14 protein-coding genes are annotated in these 17,671 nt (G+C 46.7%); 4 read left to right on the plus strand and 10 right to left on the minus strand.

Annotated features, from left to right (window positions below):
* Positions 1-87 precede the first annotated feature (87 nt).
* The 4 genes from ABEW34_RS30740 to ABEW34_RS30755 all read right to left on the minus strand — a co-directional run bounded on the left by ABEW34_RS30740 (position 88) and on the right by ABEW34_RS30755 (position 5,620).
* Positions 88-936, minus strand: coding sequence for a carbohydrate ABC transporter permease (locus ABEW34_RS30740; RefSeq protein ID WP_430165272.1), 849 nt, complete (start codon positions 934-936; stop codon positions 88-90).
* Positions 933-1,895 carry a carbohydrate ABC transporter permease gene (locus ABEW34_RS30745; protein ID WP_430165275.1) on the minus strand — a complete coding sequence of 321 codons (963 nt, stop codon included), beginning with the start codon at positions 1,893-1,895 and terminating at the stop codon, positions 933-935. The genes ABEW34_RS30740 and ABEW34_RS30745 overlap by 4 nt, the downstream gene beginning before the upstream one ends.
* 181 nt (positions 1,896-2,076) lie before the next feature.
* Positions 2,077-3,399, minus strand: coding sequence for an ABC transporter substrate-binding protein (locus ABEW34_RS30750; protein ID WP_430165278.1), 1,323 nt, complete (start codon positions 3,397-3,399; stop codon positions 2,077-2,079).
* 211 nt (positions 3,400-3,610) lie between these two features.
* Positions 3,611-5,620: a hypothetical protein gene (locus tag ABEW34_RS30755; RefSeq protein WP_430165281.1), complete on the minus strand. Its 2,010-nt coding sequence runs from the start codon at positions 5,618-5,620 to the stop codon at positions 3,611-3,613.
* A gap of 160 nt (positions 5,621-5,780) precedes the next feature.
* Here ABEW34_RS30755 and ABEW34_RS30760 point away from each other — a divergent pair, with 160 nt between their 5' ends.
* Positions 5,781-6,632: a helix-turn-helix domain-containing protein gene (locus tag ABEW34_RS30760; protein WP_430165284.1), complete on the plus strand. Its 852-nt coding sequence runs from the start codon at positions 5,781-5,783 to the stop codon at positions 6,630-6,632.
* A 51-nt stretch (positions 6,633-6,683) separates the two neighbouring features.
* On the opposite strand, the gene ABEW34_RS30765 is transcribed toward ABEW34_RS30760, so the two are convergent.
* The 3 genes from ABEW34_RS30765 to ABEW34_RS30775 form a co-directional block, all read right to left on the minus strand.
* Complete coding sequence (locus ABEW34_RS30765; RefSeq protein WP_430165287.1) at positions 6,684-7,424, minus strand: metal-dependent hydrolase; 741 nt, start codon at positions 7,422-7,424, stop codon at positions 6,684-6,686.
* A 181-nt stretch (positions 7,425-7,605) separates the two neighbouring features.
* On the minus strand, positions 7,606-8,241 hold the full coding sequence (locus ABEW34_RS30770) for an FMN-dependent NADH-azoreductase (protein WP_430165289.1): 636 nt from the start codon (positions 8,239-8,241) through the stop codon (positions 7,606-7,608).
* Positions 8,242-8,279: 38 nt separating this feature from the next.
* Positions 8,280-8,663, minus strand: coding sequence for a tautomerase family protein (locus ABEW34_RS30775; RefSeq protein WP_430165292.1), 384 nt, complete (start codon positions 8,661-8,663; stop codon positions 8,280-8,282).
* A gap of 133 nt (positions 8,664-8,796) precedes the next feature.
* Here ABEW34_RS30775 and ABEW34_RS30780 point away from each other — a divergent pair, with 133 nt between their 5' ends.
* Positions 8,797-11,322 (plus strand): tetratricopeptide repeat protein, encoded by a 2,526-nt coding sequence (locus ABEW34_RS30780; RefSeq protein ID WP_430165294.1) that lies wholly within the window; start codon positions 8,797-8,799, stop codon positions 11,320-11,322.
* 144 nt (positions 11,323-11,466) lie between these two features.
* Here ABEW34_RS30780 and ABEW34_RS30785 read toward each other — a convergent pair whose 3' ends face one another.
* A complete protein-coding gene (locus tag ABEW34_RS30785; RefSeq protein WP_430165297.1) occupies positions 11,467-12,150 on the minus strand; it encodes a TetR/AcrR family transcriptional regulator in 684 nt (227 codons plus the stop codon).
* A gap of 140 nt (positions 12,151-12,290) precedes the next feature.
* Here ABEW34_RS30785 and ABEW34_RS30790 point away from each other — a divergent pair, with 140 nt between their 5' ends.
* Positions 12,291-13,646, plus strand: a complete 1,356-nt coding sequence (locus ABEW34_RS30790; RefSeq protein WP_430165300.1) for an MATE family efflux transporter — start codon at positions 12,291-12,293, stop codon at positions 13,644-13,646.
* 181 nt (positions 13,647-13,827) lie between these two features.
* On the opposite strand, the gene ABEW34_RS30795 is transcribed toward ABEW34_RS30790, so the two are convergent.
* A complete protein-coding gene (locus ABEW34_RS30795) occupies positions 13,828-14,517 on the minus strand; it encodes an SDR family NAD(P)-dependent oxidoreductase (protein ID WP_430165303.1) in 690 nt (229 codons plus the stop codon).
* A gap of 163 nt (positions 14,518-14,680) precedes the next feature.
* Between ABEW34_RS30795 and ABEW34_RS30800 the strand changes: the two genes are divergently transcribed.
* Positions 14,681-15,274 (plus strand): TetR/AcrR family transcriptional regulator, encoded by a 594-nt coding sequence (locus ABEW34_RS30800; protein WP_430165305.1) that lies wholly within the window; start codon positions 14,681-14,683, stop codon positions 15,272-15,274.
* 85 nt (positions 15,275-15,359) lie between these two features.
* Here the strand turns inward: ABEW34_RS30800 and ABEW34_RS30805 are convergent, their stop codons facing one another.
* Complete coding sequence (locus ABEW34_RS30805; RefSeq protein WP_430165308.1) at positions 15,360-17,615, minus strand: ATP-binding cassette domain-containing protein; 2,256 nt, start codon at positions 17,613-17,615, stop codon at positions 15,360-15,362.
* Between the last annotated feature and the right edge of the window lie 56 nt (positions 17,616-17,671).

The raw sequence follows: 17,671 nt of genomic DNA on the forward strand, positions 1-17,671 counted from the left end.
TTCAAGTCCGGTTCAGACACAATAAACGGTAAAGCTGCGAAGGGTATTCGACGCTTTACCGTTGATGGAGAGTTGTTTTTTTACATCTTATCCTTTAATTCCAGTCGTTGCAATCCCTTCCACAAAATACTTCTGGAGAAACATAAAGAGGATGGTTGCCGGAAGAATAGACACTAGTGACATGGCAAGCAGCTGCCCCCACTCCTGAGCAGACTGAGAATCATTGATCATTCGAAGCGCCAGTCCGACCGTATATTTGTCTACTGTGTTGATATACAGGAGATGACCCAGGAAATCGTCCCAATTCCACAGGAAGCAGAAGATGGTCACGGTAACAATTGCCGGAAAAGCAAGCGGCATAACCACTCTCCAGAAGATTCCGAACCAGGAGCACCCGTCAATTTTGGCAGATTCATCAAGTTCTCTTGGAACACCTCGTATAAATTGGATCAGCAGGAAGACGAAGAAGCTGCCGCCTGCCCCTCCGGCCAGCAGATGGGGAATAATGAACGGGAGATACGTATTCACCCAACCCAGCTGATAAAACAAGGTATATTGAGGAATGATCAGCACTTGTCCAGGCATCATTAAAGTCAGCATGAGAATGGAGAACCAGAAGCTTTTCAACGGAAAATCCAATCTTGCAAAACCGAAGGCCACCAGCGTACAGGATAACAATGTTGTGACAATTACGGCAAGCTCAAGTCCGAAGGTATTAAGATAGAAATCGGTAAACGAATGTCCGGGAACCGCGTTCCAGCCTTTAGTGAAGTTGCTCCATTGCGCAGCAGCAGGGAAAATGGACGGCGAGGTAAGCTCTGTGCTGTGTTTCAGTGAAGCACCGATCCACCAGATAACCGGATACACCATAACGAAGCTGAAGAGAATCATGAACAGATGACGAAGCCCCGACTTCCATTTTAGTGTTGTTGTCATTTGCGTTTTCTCCCTCCAGTGTCTGTTTCATAGAAAACCCAATACTTCGAGGTTTGGGAAATCAGGACAGTAGCTGCAATAATGGCCACTAGCATGATCCAGGCAAGTGCCGAGGCATATCCCAGCTCATAGCGGCTGAATGCCCTTTCATACAAGTACATCGCATATACATAAGTGGCGTTCATCGGCCCGCCGTTTGTAATTACAAATGCGGAGGTGAACATTTGGAAAGCGCCAATGACTGCCATGATCAGGTTGAAATAAATGATCGGTGAAAGCATCGGGAGCGTGATTTTAAAGAATTGGGATACTTTGCTTGCCCCATCTACAGAAGAAGCCTCGTACAGATCATTCGGAATTTGCTTGAGCCCTGCCAGAAAAATAACCATCGTAGATCCGAACTGCCAGACCGTCAGCAGAATCAGCGTGCCAAGCGCTGTATCGGGATTGGTAATCCAGCCCTTCCCTTCAAAGCCAAAGACAGCTATCAGTTTGTTAAAGACACCGTCTACACCAAAAATATTGCGCCAGAGCAGAGATACCCCAATACTGCCTCCGATGAGTGACGGAAAATAAATCGCTGTGCGATAGATGCTGATCCCTTTTACAGCCTTACTGAGAATCATAGCAACAAAGAGAGCGGCTATTAGCTTCAAAGGCACGGACGCCAGCACGTAAGTAAAGGTTACCTTAGCGGATTGAATGAATTTGGGATCTGCTGTAAAGATACGCTCATAATTGCGGGTTCCGATCCACTTCATCGGCTGCATCAACGTGTAATCGGTAAATGAATAGTACAAAGATAAGAATAAAGGGTACGCCGTAAGCGCTAGAAACCCGATCAGCCAGGGGGAAATAAACAAATATCCTGCTAGCGGAGCGTTCCATCTGCTTTTGAAGTAGGAGCTTTTTTTCGTTTTCGCAGCAGCTTGGGCTATAGTGGCTGTAGAACGGTTCATCTGATGTCACCTCTTGTGCTTAATTTTTATAGTTTAAGTATATAGGCCGCATATGCCCCGCTAAAGGAGGGGAATGCTCGAATTCTTTCAAAATATAACGATAAAAAAAAGAAACGCTAACCTTCATTGCCAAATAAATGCAAGGCCCGAAGCAAGACTGCTCCGGGCCTTCGTTCTTGCATTATTTTTCGTAAGATTGTGCGGCTTCTTTCAGCTGCTCATAGGCTTTCTCCGGCGTAACTTTTTCAAAACTGAGCTGATCCCTGACAAGCACCCAGTCTTTATCGATAAAGTTTGTCCAGCCGCCTGCTCCAGCCGACCAGGTTTGACCATCCGGCTCGGTAGCACGGAGGAGACCTAAACCAACCTTATCCAGATCACTCATGCTTGCTTCCAGTGAGGTGGCAATTTCCTTGTTAGCCGGCAGGCCACGGAATGTCTGCAGGATGTTGCCTGCCTCCTGATTATTCACAAACCAATTGATGAATTTTTTGGCTTCTTCAGCATGCTTGGAGTTTTTGGAGACGGACAGATACATCGATGGCTTCAGCCATCCGCCTGCTTCTTCTGCATGCGGCATCGTTACAAGTGCGTAAGCACCTGGTTTAATGCTGTCCCAAGTGCCTAAATTATTGGAAAAGCTGTACCTGAACAAAACCTTACCCGCTGCCATCAGGTCCATTTGCGGATCGTTTTCCTTGTCGGATGCGTTAACATCGGCTGGAGGAACAAGTCCTTCCTTGCGCAGCTCTTCAAATTTCTTGGTCCATTCCAGATAGGTTGCTTGATCTGCATTGAAATGTCCATCATCTGTGATAACCGGGCCTTTACCTTTTGCATATTGGTAGGCTGAATACATAAAGTAGTTACCTGCATAATCCAAAGTGAAATATTGTCCGCTCGGCAGCTTGGACTTGGATTCTTTGGCCAAGGCGAAGAAATCATCCCATGACCAGCCATTGGCCGGATTTGCAATACCGAGTTTATCCATAGCAGCCTTGTCATACACCATACCGAATGCAACCGAGCCCAAAGGAACAGCGTATTGCTTACCGTCAAGTTGACCTCCTGCGAGCAATTTCTCGTCGAATTTGCTTACATCAACCTCAGGTGCCAGCTCCACCAATTGGTTGCGCGACATCCAGTCCGGCATCCAGCCTGGATCAAGCTGAACGACATCCGGTGCGTTATTAGCTGCAGCCTGTGTCGATAATTTATCCAAATATCCATCCATACCCGAGTATTCCGGCTCAAATGTAACATTAGGATTGTTCTTGGTGTACAAATCCAACGCAGCCAAGGTTGCCTCATGACGTGGCTGGGACCCCCACCACATAATACGCAGCTTAACAGGCTCATTGCTAGGTGCAGCCGTTGAAGCAGCATTAGTACCAGCAGGTTCAGCAGTGGTTTCTGCATTGTTATTTACTCCGCCGCTGCAGGCTGCCGTTCCTAGCAAAGCCGACATCGCCAAGACTGTAAGAGAACGCTTCCATTTCAACATCTTTAACCCTCCTAAATTAATCCGTATTGTCTTTCTACACCGTTATAGTAACAATTATAATTGGAAGTTCATATGAGGGCGATGCACGATTTATTATAAAATCTCACGAAAATTGTACACGTATGCTTCATTTTCCTAATGAATTCAAGCAAAAAGCACCGCGTTTGTTGATATATTTTACACACTTTAAACAGGGAGTCATGCCGCTATCTCATCCTCCTATTATGGGATTAATCAAATTGTCTCCTGTCTGTGCATATTCCCAGTAGTCGCCAACAAGTCCCTCGATGACCGAAGCGCTAGCCCAAGGCATCAGACAGAACCAGGTGCTGGCTGGAGTACCATCCGCGTACTTTTCGGTGACAAGCCCTTCCGAATGGCAGAAGCGTTCGGACATCCATCCTTTTTTTCCATAGCCGTATTCCTGATCATAGCGATTGTATGTCTGACAGCCCCAGCCAATTGTATCCATCAAACGCTGAAGAACATAAGATTCCTCCCGCTGCTGTATGTAGTACAACATCTCATCCACTAAATTGCTGGACATAGGGTGAATATGCGGATTGGCTACTGAAGTAACACTCCCCCCAGAGCTGGACCAGCCCAATGTACTGAGCGGCGGAATCTTGACGGGTGAGTTGTAACAAAACTTGAAACTGAACTCATAATCGATTGCGTCCCTCATGTGATCAAGGAAAAGATCATCTCCGGTCAGCGCATGCAAAAACCGAACCGCTTTAATATAAGCCAAAATTCCTTCCGAATCGATTGATTTATCCGCATCCAGCGGAGCACCATAACATTCCATATGTTTGACATACGTATCGTAATAATGGGCTTCACTCCGTCTAAGCCCATCGATCGAAGATAAATCTTTGGTTAACCAACTGTAGTAGGCCAGGGCAGCGAGACACCAGACGCCACTGAAACCATCATATTCGAGACCTGCTCCTGTCCGCTCTGACAAAATGATCGGATACTCTCCATCCGTATTTTTAGTACGTTCTATGCGATCAAGCACCTGCTTGACATATACAAGCCAATCATTGTGTAGGCAATTCCGAATGCGCTGCTCATAATCGAAGCACTTCAGGATGTAGAACATGGCCTGAGCGACCAGGTACGCAGAATGTCCCGGAGTCCGCATACCGTCGAACCACCAGCCCTTTATGCTCCATGTGCCGTCTTGATAAGCATCATAAGGAAGACCGGAATTAGGATTCATGGAATGTTCGATAATATTCGTCATGCAGGACAACGCTTGCTGCCGCATGGGTTCGTCATTAAGCCGCAGTGCAGCCATCAGCATCGGTGCAGCCACAGTCATGCCATTCGTCCAACTGATAGAGATAATTTTGTTATACCTGTAACCTCCGGTTTCAGTATCCTCATATACAAATGTGGAATAATGACGATCCACTGGCAGCCAAGCATATTCATAAATCGCTTTGGACAGATCTGATACCGTTGTCTGAATGTCACTTCCTTCTCTCGGCTGCTCATGATACCGATTATAGATTGCTTCCAGCGCTGTATTAATGCCTAGCTCTGATGACGACTTGTAAGCGTACAGATCAAGAGTCAGCTCAGCGGTCTCTCCAGCACCCAGTTCGAAAACATTATCACCGAGAGGAACCCGATCATGAACAAGTCTTGATTTAATGAACAATAATGGCGCATTCTCATACCCCAATGTATATCCAACCGTGCCTCTGTCAATGGAGCAGGTGTATCCCCCATATTGTACAAACGTCCCATTCCGCCCTGGCTGCCACTGCTGCTTACAGCCGCCGCTGCTAATCCAGTAAGGGCTTGCAGACAGGCCATATACGTACCCATCATCATAGACCAATGCAGCCGGATGTGACAGCCGGTCGCTTCGGACCATCCACCATGGCGACGAAGGGAGCGACGGATTCCCTTCCCGCAATCTCGGAAACTGATTGGGGACATTTTGCGGTGCCTCTCCCCGGTTGCGTCCATACATAAATGCCGGCAGGAAAAAACGTGGATTTTGCTTGTCAAACGGCAATTCTACATGAATGACTCCGAACCAGGCATTTTCCCCGCAGTTGTGAATTTTCACATTAGCCTGCCAAGGGTCTCTTGCACTTCCTGTCCCGCCTGCAAGTTCAACGTCAGCCTTCAGACCATGTTCTCTCAATCTCGTATATTCCAATTTCTTCTGTGCTCTGCTTCGCGCAGTGAAAATCAGTTCCATTGTATCCTCCAATCGCGTTGTAAATGCTATTTTCGAGAGCGCTTGCATTTTTTCATCCAGCATGCTAGCATAATTACATTTTATAAGTTCGCGGGTGCAATTTCATTGCACGAATTGCTATATTTATTGCGTGAAACGACAAGGAGGTCATCTGTTTGGTATGAATGTATCCTCGGAATACCTGTTCGATCCTATTCAGACTGAGCTATTGTATCTTCATCGCGTCACCACGTACAACATGGGCACGTTCTATCATCGACATAATGCATATGAGCTGTATTTGTTTCTTCGCGGTAATGTGAATTTTTATATTGAAAGCCGTTGTTATCATCTTCAGCCTGGCGATCTGCTCGTTCTCAGCCCAGAAGAAATGCACCGTTCCTTTGCCCTGGACCAAAACGAATATGAGCGAATAACCATCAATCTCAAAAAGTCATATCTGAACCGCTTGTCTACCTCAACCACCAACTTATCAGCTTGCTTCGATTATCGTCCCATGGGTAAGGGCAATATTGTACATTTGGAAGAGGACCAGCTGCAACAGGTGCTGCAATTAACTCGCGAGCTTGAGACGAGTCTCTCATCGAGTGTTTATGGAGCCGATATTGAGACTAATGTCCGAATCGCTCAGTTGCTTGTCATTACGAATCTTGCATTTCAAAATACTTCTTTAGTTCCAACTGACATTATGCCTGAACTGGTTCGCAACACAATGAACTATATTGAAGTCAACCTTGCGAGGGAACTGACGCTTGAACATTTATCAGAAGTATTATTCATGAATAGCACCTATATCAGTCGGCAATTTAAAAAGCACACCGGGCTCACCATTCGAGCGTACATTCTCAGTCGACGCGTGGAGCTATCGAAATATTATTTAACCGAGGGTATGAGTATTACGGAGGCTTGTTATCAATCGGGTTTTGGCGACTATGCCAATTTTATTCGCAGCTTTACCAAGGCCATTGGAATCTCCCCTGGAAAGTTTGTGAAAAATGGCCTCGTGGAATAATCGCATGATCTGAAATCCCATCCTAACAAAAATAAGCCGCCACTGGGCGACTTAAGACAATGCAGGTGTCGAGGAATGCGGGCTCTCGCCCCGGGCATCTTTAATTACAGGAAGACAGATTGCTTCTCCGGGTTGGAGTACGACCCCTATTCCTTCCTCAAGGAGCGAAGTAAAGGAGTGGGGATCTTGTTTAATGAACGGAAATGTGTTGAAGTGGATGGGGACGACTTGTTTTGCTTGAAGCCATTCCGTCGCGATGGCCGCATCTTCCGGTCCCATCGTGTGGTTGTCTCCGATTGGGAGAAAGGCCAGATCAATCTTATTCCGTTCCCCGATCACCTTCATATCATAGAACAAGCCTGTGTCCCCTGCATGGTAAATCGTTTTGCCTTCTGCTGTGAACAAAATTCCGGCAGGCATTCCCGTATAGATGATCGTTTTGCTCTCCGGGTTAACATAACTTGAGCTATGGAAAGCTTGCGTCAGCTTCACTTTTCCGAAGTCGAATGTATAAGCACCGCCGATACTCATCGGATGGGTTCGCACGCCCTCCCAGCCGAGCAGATCTGAAAGTTCTGGAGCTGCAATGACCAACGCATGGTTTCGTTTAGCGATATCAACTGTATCCCCTACATGATCCCCATGTCCATGGGTCAATATGATCACATCTGCTTGCACGCTGCCTGCATCCAGATCGGTATTTGCGTTGCCTGTAATAAATGGATCAATTAAAATGGTTGTGCCATTCGTTTCGATTTTCACGACGGAATGTCCATGATAAGATACGTTCATTGCTTTTCCTCCTTTGATTGAAACGATGATGCTGTTAAGAGTGAATATAACGCAGAATAATTGCGGATGAGCACCGAATAAGTGTTTCTCCGCAATTATTCATTTAACAGATGCGCCGTCGACACGAATGCACATAAACAGTATGTAGTGCAGCATGCCAGCTTGCGATTTGAGTGATGGCTTAGAAGTTTCCAGCTGCGCTGCGCGCTTTATCAATCGCAGCGGCTTTAATCAGTGGAGCGCGGTCTCCTGCAGTGGACAATCCCTCCACGAACAAATGATCGAAGTCAGTGATGCCTACAAAATTCAACACGGTTTTCAAATGACGGCTGCCGTTTTCGCGATCAGCGACAGGTCCTTCCGAGTAAACTCCGCCGCTAGCTTGGATATAGAATGCTTTTTTGTTTTGAAGCAGGCCAACTGGGCCATTTTCCGTATATTTGAACGTTTTGGCTCTGACGCAGAAGGAATCAATGTACGCTTTCAATACAGGAGGATAAGAGAAGTTCCACATAGGCGCTACGAACACATATTTGTCAGCAGCAACAAATTCGTCAAGCAGTTGATTCAATTGAGTCACTTTTTGTTGTTGAGCAGCAGTTAATTGATCGAAAGAACCGCCCGTCTGCAGCTTGCCCCATGCTTCCAATACGTCAGAGTCAATATGCGGGATGCTGCGTTGGTATAAGTCCACATGCACCACTTGATCCTCTGGATGGCTTTCTTGGTATGCTTGTACGAATTGCTCACCAACGGATAGGCTGTAGGACGCCTCTGGGCTGCCAGGATGTGCAGTAATATAAAGAACAGTCGACATGATTAAAACTTCCTCTCCTATTTGAATGGTTTGTGAAATTATACGATGAATGGCGCTAATCCATTTCCGTAAGACCAGTTTTCTTTCGTGACTTCAACTAGATTGATGAACACGTCTTCCGTTCTGATACTGCATTGTTGGTGCAGTTGCTCGGCTAATGCCGCATAGAACTCTTTTTTCATTTCGGCAGATCTGCCAGCATTCAAAGTGATTTGAACGATGAGAAATCCGTCGCTTCTTTCAATATCTAGGCAATTCGGGTCAAAACGGAAATTTTCACGGTCGAGCTCTTCGATTATCAAAAAACGATCATTTTCGGGCACGTGCAGCTTGTTCACGATCGTTTCCAAGACGACCTCTCCAATGCGGGCTTTTTCCTCGCTCGAACGACCTTTCAATGTGACAATACGTGTTAATGGCATGTGTATGACCTCCTCGTTTTTTTGTTTTTGTTGATATGGCTTATTATATCTGCTAAAATCCAGAACACGAATGTATATGAGTTCGTGTTTGTTCGTGTCGAAATTGCTCATACTATGGAATTCAGGTGATGGGATGGAAGACGGGAAATTTTCGAAAGATTGGCCTCATGATTGGATCAAAAAAATTCGTTCCAGACCTGCTAGGCATGGCTTATCCAAACGGCTGCGGCAAGTGGACTTGGCAAAGCGGGTTGGTGTTGATCCACGGACGGTACAGCAATGGGAAAACGGGGATCGTCTTCCTAGCGTGGGCAGCCTCAAACGCATGATCCAAGCTTTTTGGGAAGAAGGCCTTTTCCTAGAAGGTGCTCCGCGTCAAGAGGCGGAGGAGCTTTGGTTTGCCGTAAAACGTTTTTCGGAAGCGCGTTCGGCGACATCGCGGGAGTTTCCTGATTTCGATGTTGCCTGGTTCGAAACGTTGCTTAATATAGAAGAAAGTGCACGGGAAGCAACAAGCTCCGCGCCATCCGCATTAATGGCTGCAGCTCGGTTGCCAAGACTCCCTTCGCTATTCGTTGGACGAAGCCAGCCAAGAGCAGACTTGGAGAAGCAGTTGAATGCTCACCCCCTTGTCTCCATCGTGGGACCCGGAGGCATCGGCAAAACATCCCTTGCTGTACAGGTGGCCTCAACGCTCGCAGAAAAGTACCCGCATGGAATTTTAATGTTTGAGTTTGGTGATATAAATGATTCCCTTGGCTTGAACCAGTTGCTTTTGTCCATGCTAGGGCTGCAAAATCAAGCGAACCGGACCGATCTTCAAACGGTGCAGGAGGCCTTGTCCAATCAAAAAATGCTGTTAATTTTCGACAATTGCGAGCATGTTATCGACGCCAGCGCAACTCTGGTCGAATCGCTTCTGGCAACTGCGCCGGAGCTAACCATCCTCGCCACCAGTCGGGAACCACTCAATATCTCCGGGGAGTTTGTCTACAGAATCCCCCCATTATCGTTCCCCGCGGACGAACACATGCTACAGGAGTATTCAGAACAGGAAATCATGGACTTTGATGCCGTGCGGCTGTTTCTGGAACGGGCGCGCATTACAGCTCCCCAATTTCAGTCCACGCTGCCAAACCTCAGGCTTGTTGGCGCTATTTGCAAAAGGCTGGAGGGCATCCCGTTGGCCATTGAGCTTGCGGTTGTCCGAATGAACATGCTGACACTGGAACAAATCGAGGAACGTCTAACAAACTTGTTGACCTTGTTGACTGCTGGCAAACGAACGGCTGCGCCACGGCAGCAAACGCTGAAATCCACAATTGACTGGAGCTACAATTTGCTGACTGGCAAGGAACAACTGCTTTTGAGGCGGCTTAGCGTATTTTCCGGAGGGTTCACTTTGGAGGCAGCGGAAGAGATTTGCACCTGCGAGCTCGGAATGCATGAGCAGGGGAACTCCATCATTCCGGAAATCATACTTGACCTTTTGTCAGGCCTAGTGAACAAGTCTCTCGTCTATTCCGAGATTGGCGGGGACTATCGCTTCATCCGTTATTTTATGCTGGAGACCATCAAGGAATACGCAGCCGAGAAGCTGCTGGAAGAGCACGATGACCGTAATCGTCACCTGCTTTCCGAGCGCCATGCTCGTTATTACAGTGAATGTTTGGTACGCGCAGAGCCTAAGTTCAGGACTCGCCAGCGAGACGCTTGTATTGAAGAAGTGAGGCAGGAATATGCGAATTTACGCTCCGCTCTTCAGTGGTCCCACTCCAATCCGCAAGCGCAATCGTTTGGACTACATATGGTCTCAAACCTCTATTGGTTTTGGCTCCATGAAGGCAGGCTTAAGGAAGGACTGCTCTGGCTGGACCGCTTTTTGGACAGTGAAATGCATGAAGGAGCGTACAGCGCCGATATCGCCAAAGCCTTGCATGGACGAGGGGTCATTCAATTTATTTTGGGAAATAGTGAGAATGCTATGGTTGCGGCTGCGCGTAGTGTGGATCTTGCTCGCGCATTAAAAGAATGCTCTCTCTTGGCTTCCTCCCTTCGCTTGCTCGCGTTTCTCCACATCAAACAGAAACGCTTTGAGGAAGCCGAATTGTTAGTTCAACAGAGTGTCGACATTGCAAGAACCAGAGGCGAGCTGTGGAATTTGGCCTCCTCCTTGCATGCTTACGGGAAGCTCAGATTGGAGCAAAAAAACTATCAAGCAGCATCCGTGCATCTGAATGAGAGCGTGCATGTTTTCGAATCGGTTCAGGATCAATGGGAAGTATCTGGTCCGTATGAGAGCCTAGGCTATTCCGCTTTGAAGCTTGGGCAACTGGCTGATTCCATCGAATGGTTTAAAAAATGCATATCCGCAAGTCAAATCTATAGAGGCTATTGGGTTCTTTCTCGCGGGTTGGAAGGACTATCCCTTGCATTATGTGCAAAAAAGGCTTTTTCCGAAGCTGCAATTCTTCTCGGAGCCGCAGAGAAAGGGCGCCAAAGCTCCGGCGGAGAGGCGATGCCGAATTTTCCCGCTGAGCACGCAGAGGTTATTCTTGATCTGGAGCATATTTTTTCAGAGCAGGAATTACGTATTTTGTGGAGCAAAGGCAGAGAAATGACTCGCGCTCAAGCTCTTGCCTATGCACTGGAGATTTAGTCTAAAGGCTGTCCTATTCAGGTGTTGCAAGCATACGGCTATATAATCTTACAATAACACAAGCGCCTGGCCTTCCGATGTGAAGGACCAGGCGCTTAGTTCTTTTCTCGATCCTATTCTCTTTTTGCTGATGTCAGACAACAGCTACTTCCCCTGCTCGTGTATCACCTGCTCTATCCCCATTAAAATCAGCTTCATGCCAAACTCAAACGCCTTGTCGGTTCCCATCGTCTCAAATAGTCCGTTATTATACATCCTTCGAAACAGTCCCGCTTCCGATTCGCTCATGGTGTTGAGTAGGTGAATCATCTCCCCGCCCGGAAGCTCTCCCCCCTGTTCCTTTAAAATAGCGGAGACCGTCTGCTGATGCTGATAATCATCTAGAACAAAGTAGAATACATAATTCAAGAGCGTTAGAACAGCGTGTAATTTCTGTTCTTGCTCAAGTGGCGTCGCTTCCATGCAAAGCAGGATGCGGTTGGTAAACCGGATCATGTCCGGCTCGTGCGGCAGCGTCAGCATCATGAGCTGCGTGGAGCAAGGATACTGTCGGAGCACCCCCCGTACCGTTACCGCAAGCCTCTCCATTTGCTCCTTCCAATCTCCTTCGGATTGCAACTCCTCCAAAATCAATTTCGATATCTGGTTGGCCAGACGCTGGTAGAGATTCTGCTTGCTTTTAAAGTACCAGTACAGAGAAGGAGCTTGAATCCCGAGACGGTCGGCCAATCGTCTCATACTGAATTTCTCGATGCCCTCTTCCCCAAGAAGCTTCCACGAGGCTTCCAAAATCTTATCCTCCGAAATTTGAGGCTGCTGTTTTTTCATCGGTATCCATCCTTTTATCTAACAGTGTAAGTTTGTGCTTTACAGGTCTATCCTTTCATGATACCATCTAACACTGTAAGGTTCAATCTAACACCGTTAGACTGTGACAACAAAATTAATCAAAGAAAGTAGTGATTTGCATGGATGCAGACAACCTCCATTACTTTGAAAAAGCGCCGATCGTAAAAGCAGTAGCTCACTTCGCAGTACCGATGATGCTAGGCACATCAATGAGTGTCATTTATTCCATTTTGAATGCCTATTTCCTTGGGACACTGGGCAATACCGGCATGTTAACCGCTATCGCACTTACCCTGCCATTATTCGCAGTCATTATGTCGCTAGGCAACCTGATCGGTATGGGCAGCGGTACATTCATCTCCCGTTTGTTAGGAGAGAAAAAATATAATGAGGCAAAGCAAGTTTCTTCATTCGCCTTTTACAGCAGTTTAGTTCTCGGTCTTATCGTGATAGCTGCCGGGCTTCCGCTGATCGATCCAATTGTTCATGGCCTTGGTGCCACGCCTGAGTCCCTTGGATTCACGAAGGACTTTGTCACCATTATGCTTATGGGGTCACCATTCGTCGTATTATTTTTCACGTTGGAAAATATAGTGCGCTCAGAGGGCGCGGCAATCACGTCGATGATCGGTATGCTGCTCAGTGTGGTTGTAAATATAATTCTCGATGCGATAGTCATTTTCGTCCTCCATTGGGACGTACTCGGTGTTGCATCTGCTACGGTCATCTCTAACTTGGTTGCGAGTGTATTCTACGCCTTACGTATTGGGTATAAGAGTCCTCACTTAACTATTTCCATTAAATGGTTCAAGGCTTCCAAGTACATTCTGAGCCATGTATTCAAAATTGGAGTACCCGTCTTTATTATGAGTATCTTCTTGGGTGCAATGTCACTCGTCTTGAACCATTTTCTTGTTGAATACGGGGATCAAGCCATAGCGGGGTATGGAATTTCATCTCGTTTATTGCAATTTCCCGAGTTTATTCTGATGGGCTTATGCGAGGGAGTCGTACCTTTGATTGCCTTTACTTATACAGCGAATAAATTACGCATGAAGCAAACCATTGGATTTACGCTTAAAACGATTATGGCGCTAGCCATTGTGTTCGGCTTGATCGTCTACCTGACTTCCGACCACTTAATTAGTTGGTTTACGAATGACCCGCAATTAATTGAAATGGGCAGCTACATTCTTCATGTTACTTTTTTATCCTTGTTCATTTCAGGAACGACCACGTTGTTTATAGGGATCTTCCAAGCAACAGGACAAGGAACAGCCGCATTTATTATGTCAGTGATTCAAGGAATCACTCTGATTCCTGTGTTGTATATCGCCAATAAAATGAATGGTTTCCACGGGGTGGTCTGGTCGCTCGTCATTGCGGACGCCGTAGCGTTCCTTGTTGGTGCCCTTATGCTATATGTATTGCGAACCAAATTGCAGCCAGAGTTTACTCGGAGTTATTTATCATAGCCGAATTTCCCCTTGCTGCGGTCAGATGTCCGTCTGCAAGGGGGATTGAATAATATTGCATGTGCTGCTTTTATTGATTTTCCTTGAGATAAAGTCTGCTCCAGGCCATATTTTGCCTTTGAAGAACGGACAATCACAATTTTCGAATGCAAGGCAAAGAGCGGTAGCTATTCATTATTTTTTAGAATACGACGGTTTCAGGGGTAACACCTTTGGGATACTCTTCTTCCCACACCTTTTTCTCTGCATAGGCTTCATACCACATGTTAGCAATCACATCCGGATCATTGATCGTGCCGATACCTGGTTCCTTAATAAAAACACCTAAAGATCGGTGACCCACGAAAATACCTTTTGACGACAGTTCAGTATAAAGATTAGCCAAATAATTGCGTAAACCCGCCAATGCGATACCGATATTCCCCATCATTGGAAAAGGATACATGGCGGATAATCCGGTTGTAAACAACAAGGAACCTTCTTTCTTAGCAAGCATATCCGGCAGAACGGCATTGACAACGTGGATGGCACTGACGACATAGGCTTCAAATACGTCCCTTGCATTCTCCGCCGTTAATTCCAATACAGAAGTCGGAGGAAAATTACCTGCTGTTGGACTGAATTCCAGCACGTCAATATGGCCATACTTTTCTTTAATTTTGGTAATGGCCTGTTCGATTTGTTCTTTGCTGTAAATATCTGCTGTAAAATAGGACGCTTCAATACCAACGGCTTTTAGCTCGTCTACTATTTCTTGCAGATTACCAGCATTTCGCGCAACTAACGCCACTTGAAAGCTTTCCTTACCAAAACGCTTCGCCAAGGACAAGCCCAACCCCTTGCCTGCTCCAATGATCACTAATGTTTTCATATCGTTGTCTCCTTTATAAAGGTCTGATTTTTTATTGCATTTGACAATTTTAATTGTAAAACCTAGAATTAAACCATTCAATGGTCGATATTTATCAATATGATAATTAATTATCACTTTTTCTTAATTTGACTATTATCTTTATTGAAAGAAGGGCTTTCAATTGGTAAAAGATAAGGTAGATCTGCGTATTGTTAAAACAAGGAAAGCCATTAAAGAATCCTTCTTGAAGCTGGTTCAAACAAAAGGCTATGAACGGATAACCGTACAAGACATTGCAGACGAAGCAATGATCAATCGAAATACTTTTTATTTGCACTATGTAGATAAGCCAGATTTGATGGAAAAGCTATGTCAAGAAAATGTGGAGAAACTGAATGTTTGCTTTAGCCTGGAAGTGAATAATTTTCATGAATCGAGTAAGGAATTGCTTATTTCAGTCTTAAACAATCTGTTTAATGTTATAAAATCTAACATGGTTTTCTTTAAAACAATGCTTTCTCAGAACGGTCAACCTCACTTCTCCACTTATTTAAAAGAAGCTTTAAAAACATTTTTTCTCGCTGGTATTAGTAAATCTCATAATCATCTAAAAATGACCGTTGGTTTGGAATATATGATTTCTGGATTAGTTGGTGTGATTGGTCTCTGGATTATGGATTCTGAGCAGTATCAGGTTGAAGAGATTATCGAACAATTGAGCGAAATTCATTTTAAAAATGTGCTTGATTTGTTAAAAAATATTCAACCGCAATAACTTTTGACTTTAGAAAAAGGCTGCCGATTTTGCTGGCAGCCTTGGAGGAGCATATGAAAGTTTATCCGCAAGTAGATTTGATGCTTTACATCAAGTATTTTCCCGTGATCGACTGCTCCGCATGAATGATCTGCCCAGGCGCGCCCTCGAACACCACCTGGCCGCCCTTGCTTCCTCCATCCGGTCCCATATCGATGATCCAATCCGCTTGACTGATTACATCGAGGTTGTGTTCAATGACGATCACCGTATTGCCTGCATCCACGAGGCGGTTCATGATTTCCAGAAGATGGCCGATATCTGACATATGCAGTCCGGTTGTCGGCTCGTCCATCACGTAGATACTGCCCTTCTTGTGCAGCTCGCTTGCCAGCTTAATGCGCTGGCATTCCCCGCCCGATAGCGTGCTGAGCGGCTGGCCGAGTGTAATATAGTTGAGACCTACATCACTCATCGCTTGGAGCTTGCGCACGACCTCTTTGAGCTGGAAAAATGCCAAGGCCTGCTCCACAGTCATCTCCAGCACTTCTGCAATGGACTTGCCATCCAGCTTGTACGCTAGCACCTCTTCTTTAAATCGTCTACCTCCGCATACTTCACATGGCAGCTTCACGCTGTCGAGGAAGGCTAAGTCTGTATATACAACACCAAGCCCTTGGCAGTTCTCGCATGCTCCCTTGGAGTTGAAGCTGAACAAGCCTTGGCTTACCTTGTTCGCAGAAGCAAACGCCTTGCGCACATCATCCATAATGCCCGTATAGGTCGCGGGATTCGAGCGTGTTGACACACCAACCGCGGATTGGTCGATGACGATTGCATCCGGATGCTGGCTGAGAAATACTTCGTTTATCAGCGTGCTTTTGCCCGATCCTGCAACACCCGTAACTACTGTCAGCACTCCGGTTGGAATATCTGTACTTACGCTCCGCAGGTTGTGCAGTGTCGCATCCTTGATGGACAGCTTGCCGGATGGCTCCCTGCAATCCTGCTTTAGTTGGAGCGGCCGCTTCATATGGGTGCCTGTCAGTGTCCCCGACTCCAGCAGGCCTTGGAAGCTGCCTTCATATACGATGGTTCCGCCGCGGCTGCCGGCGTGAGGCCCAACATCTACGATATGATCCGCAAGCTTAATCACATCGGGATCATGCTCCACCACAATCACAGTATTGCCCTTGTCGCGCAGCTTCTGAAGCAATTCATTTAACCGATGCACATCACGGGGGTGCAAGCCGACACTGGGCTCATCGAAAATGTAAGTGACATCCACCAGACTGCCGCTCAGGTGCTTCACCATCTTCACGCGCTGCGACTCGCCGCCTGACAAAGTATCCGTCTCGCGGTTCAGCGTCAAGTAGTCAAGTCCGATATCCACCAAATGCTGCAGCCGCTCCGTCAGCGACTTGGTGACTGGCGCGGCGACAGGATCATCAATCTCACGAATGACGCGAATGAGCTGCCCGACCTCCATAGAGGACATCTCCGCAATATTGAAACCATTGATCCTGCAGCTAAGCGCGGCCTGACTCAGTCTCGCTCCGTGGCAGCTGGAGCAGGGACCTTCGGAGATAAACGGCGCAACAGCTCGTTGTGTCCGCTCGGACTTCGTCTTCACATCCTGCCTGATGTACTTGTTCGTGAATTTCTCGATGATACCTTCGAGTGTAATGTTCATTGCTTTACCGGCGAACTGCATCTCCACTTTCCCAGCTTTGCTGTACAGGAGCTGATCCAGTTCCTCAGCCGAATAATCGTTCAGCTTCTTGTCTGGATCGAAGAAGCCCGTCTGCACGATCAGGTTCCAATCCCAGGCGTCGACCGTATAGCCCGGCAGCAGGATTGCCCCTTCATTCAACGACTTTGTCATATCCACCGCTTTGCTCATGTCAACGCCCAGCCTGCGACCGATCCCGTTGCACTCGGGACACATCCCTTGCGGATCGTTAAACGAAAACATGTGCGCCTGTCCAACATAGGGCTGACCCACTCTGGAGAACAGAAGTCGGAGAATGGGAGAGATGTCGGTAATCGTGCCCATTGTAGAATGGGAACCGCCGCCAAGCCGCTTCTGATCCACAATAACAGCCATACTCAAATTCTCGATCGCATCCGTATCCGGCTGCGGGACGCGGGGCAGAAAGTTGCGAACGAACATGCTGAAGTTCTCATTCAGCAATCGCGTGGATTCTGCGGCAATCGTATCGAAGACGATAGATGACTTACCGGACCCGGATACCCCGGTGAAGATCGTAATCTTCCGCTTGGGAATGCGCAGGGATACGTTCTTGAGATTATTTTCTCTCGCACCCGAGATTACGATATAATCCTGATTAGATTCGCTCATGCTTAACATCCTTCCAATTTGCTATAATAAGGCTTAGACATTTGGGCAATCACATA

Origin of the sequence: Paenibacillus algorifonticola, from assembly GCF_050481745.1 — a bacterium.
Classification (GTDB): Bacteria; Bacillota; Bacilli; order Paenibacillales; family Paenibacillaceae; genus Pristimantibacillus; species Pristimantibacillus algorifonticola_A.

Bases quoted from the DNA above. Each gene is read 5' to 3' on its own strand.
- ABEW34_RS30740 (WP_430165272.1), bottom strand. From the start codon at position 936: ATGACAACAACACTAAAATGGAAGTCGGGGCTTCGTCATCTGTTCATG.
- ABEW34_RS30745 (WP_430165275.1), bottom strand. From the start codon at position 1,895: ATGAACCGTTCTACAGCCACTATAGCCCAAGCTGCTGCGAAAACGAAA.
- ABEW34_RS30750 (WP_430165278.1), bottom strand. From the start codon at position 3,399: ATGTTGAAATGGAAGCGTTCTCTTACAGTCTTGGCGATGTCGGCTTTG.
- ABEW34_RS30755 (WP_430165281.1), bottom strand. From the start codon at position 5,620: ATGGAACTGATTTTCACTGCGCGAAGCAGAGCACAGAAGAAATTGGAA.
- ABEW34_RS30760 (WP_430165284.1), top strand. From the start codon at position 5,781: ATGAATGTATCCTCGGAATACCTGTTCGATCCTATTCAGACTGAGCTA.
- ABEW34_RS30765 (WP_430165287.1), bottom strand. From the start codon at position 7,424: ATGAACGTATCTTATCATGGACATTCCGTCGTGAAAATCGAAACGAAT.
- ABEW34_RS30770 (WP_430165289.1), bottom strand. From the start codon at position 8,241: ATGTCGACTGTTCTTTATATTACTGCACATCCTGGCAGCCCAGAGGCG.
- ABEW34_RS30775 (WP_430165292.1), bottom strand. From the start codon at position 8,663: ATGCCATTAACACGTATTGTCACATTGAAAGGTCGTTCGAGCGAGGAA.
- ABEW34_RS30780 (WP_430165294.1), top strand. From the start codon at position 8,797: ATGGAAGACGGGAAATTTTCGAAAGATTGGCCTCATGATTGGATCAAA.
- ABEW34_RS30785 (WP_430165297.1), bottom strand. From the start codon at position 12,150: ATGAAAAAACAGCAGCCTCAAATTTCGGAGGATAAGATTTTGGAAGCC.
- ABEW34_RS30790 (WP_430165300.1), top strand. From the start codon at position 12,291: ATGGATGCAGACAACCTCCATTACTTTGAAAAAGCGCCGATCGTAAAA.
- ABEW34_RS30795 (WP_430165303.1), bottom strand. From the start codon at position 14,517: ATGAAAACATTAGTGATCATTGGAGCAGGCAAGGGGTTGGGCTTGTCC.
- ABEW34_RS30805 (WP_430165308.1), bottom strand. From the start codon at position 17,615: ATGAGCGAATCTAATCAGGATTATATCGTAATCTCGGGTGCGAGAGAA.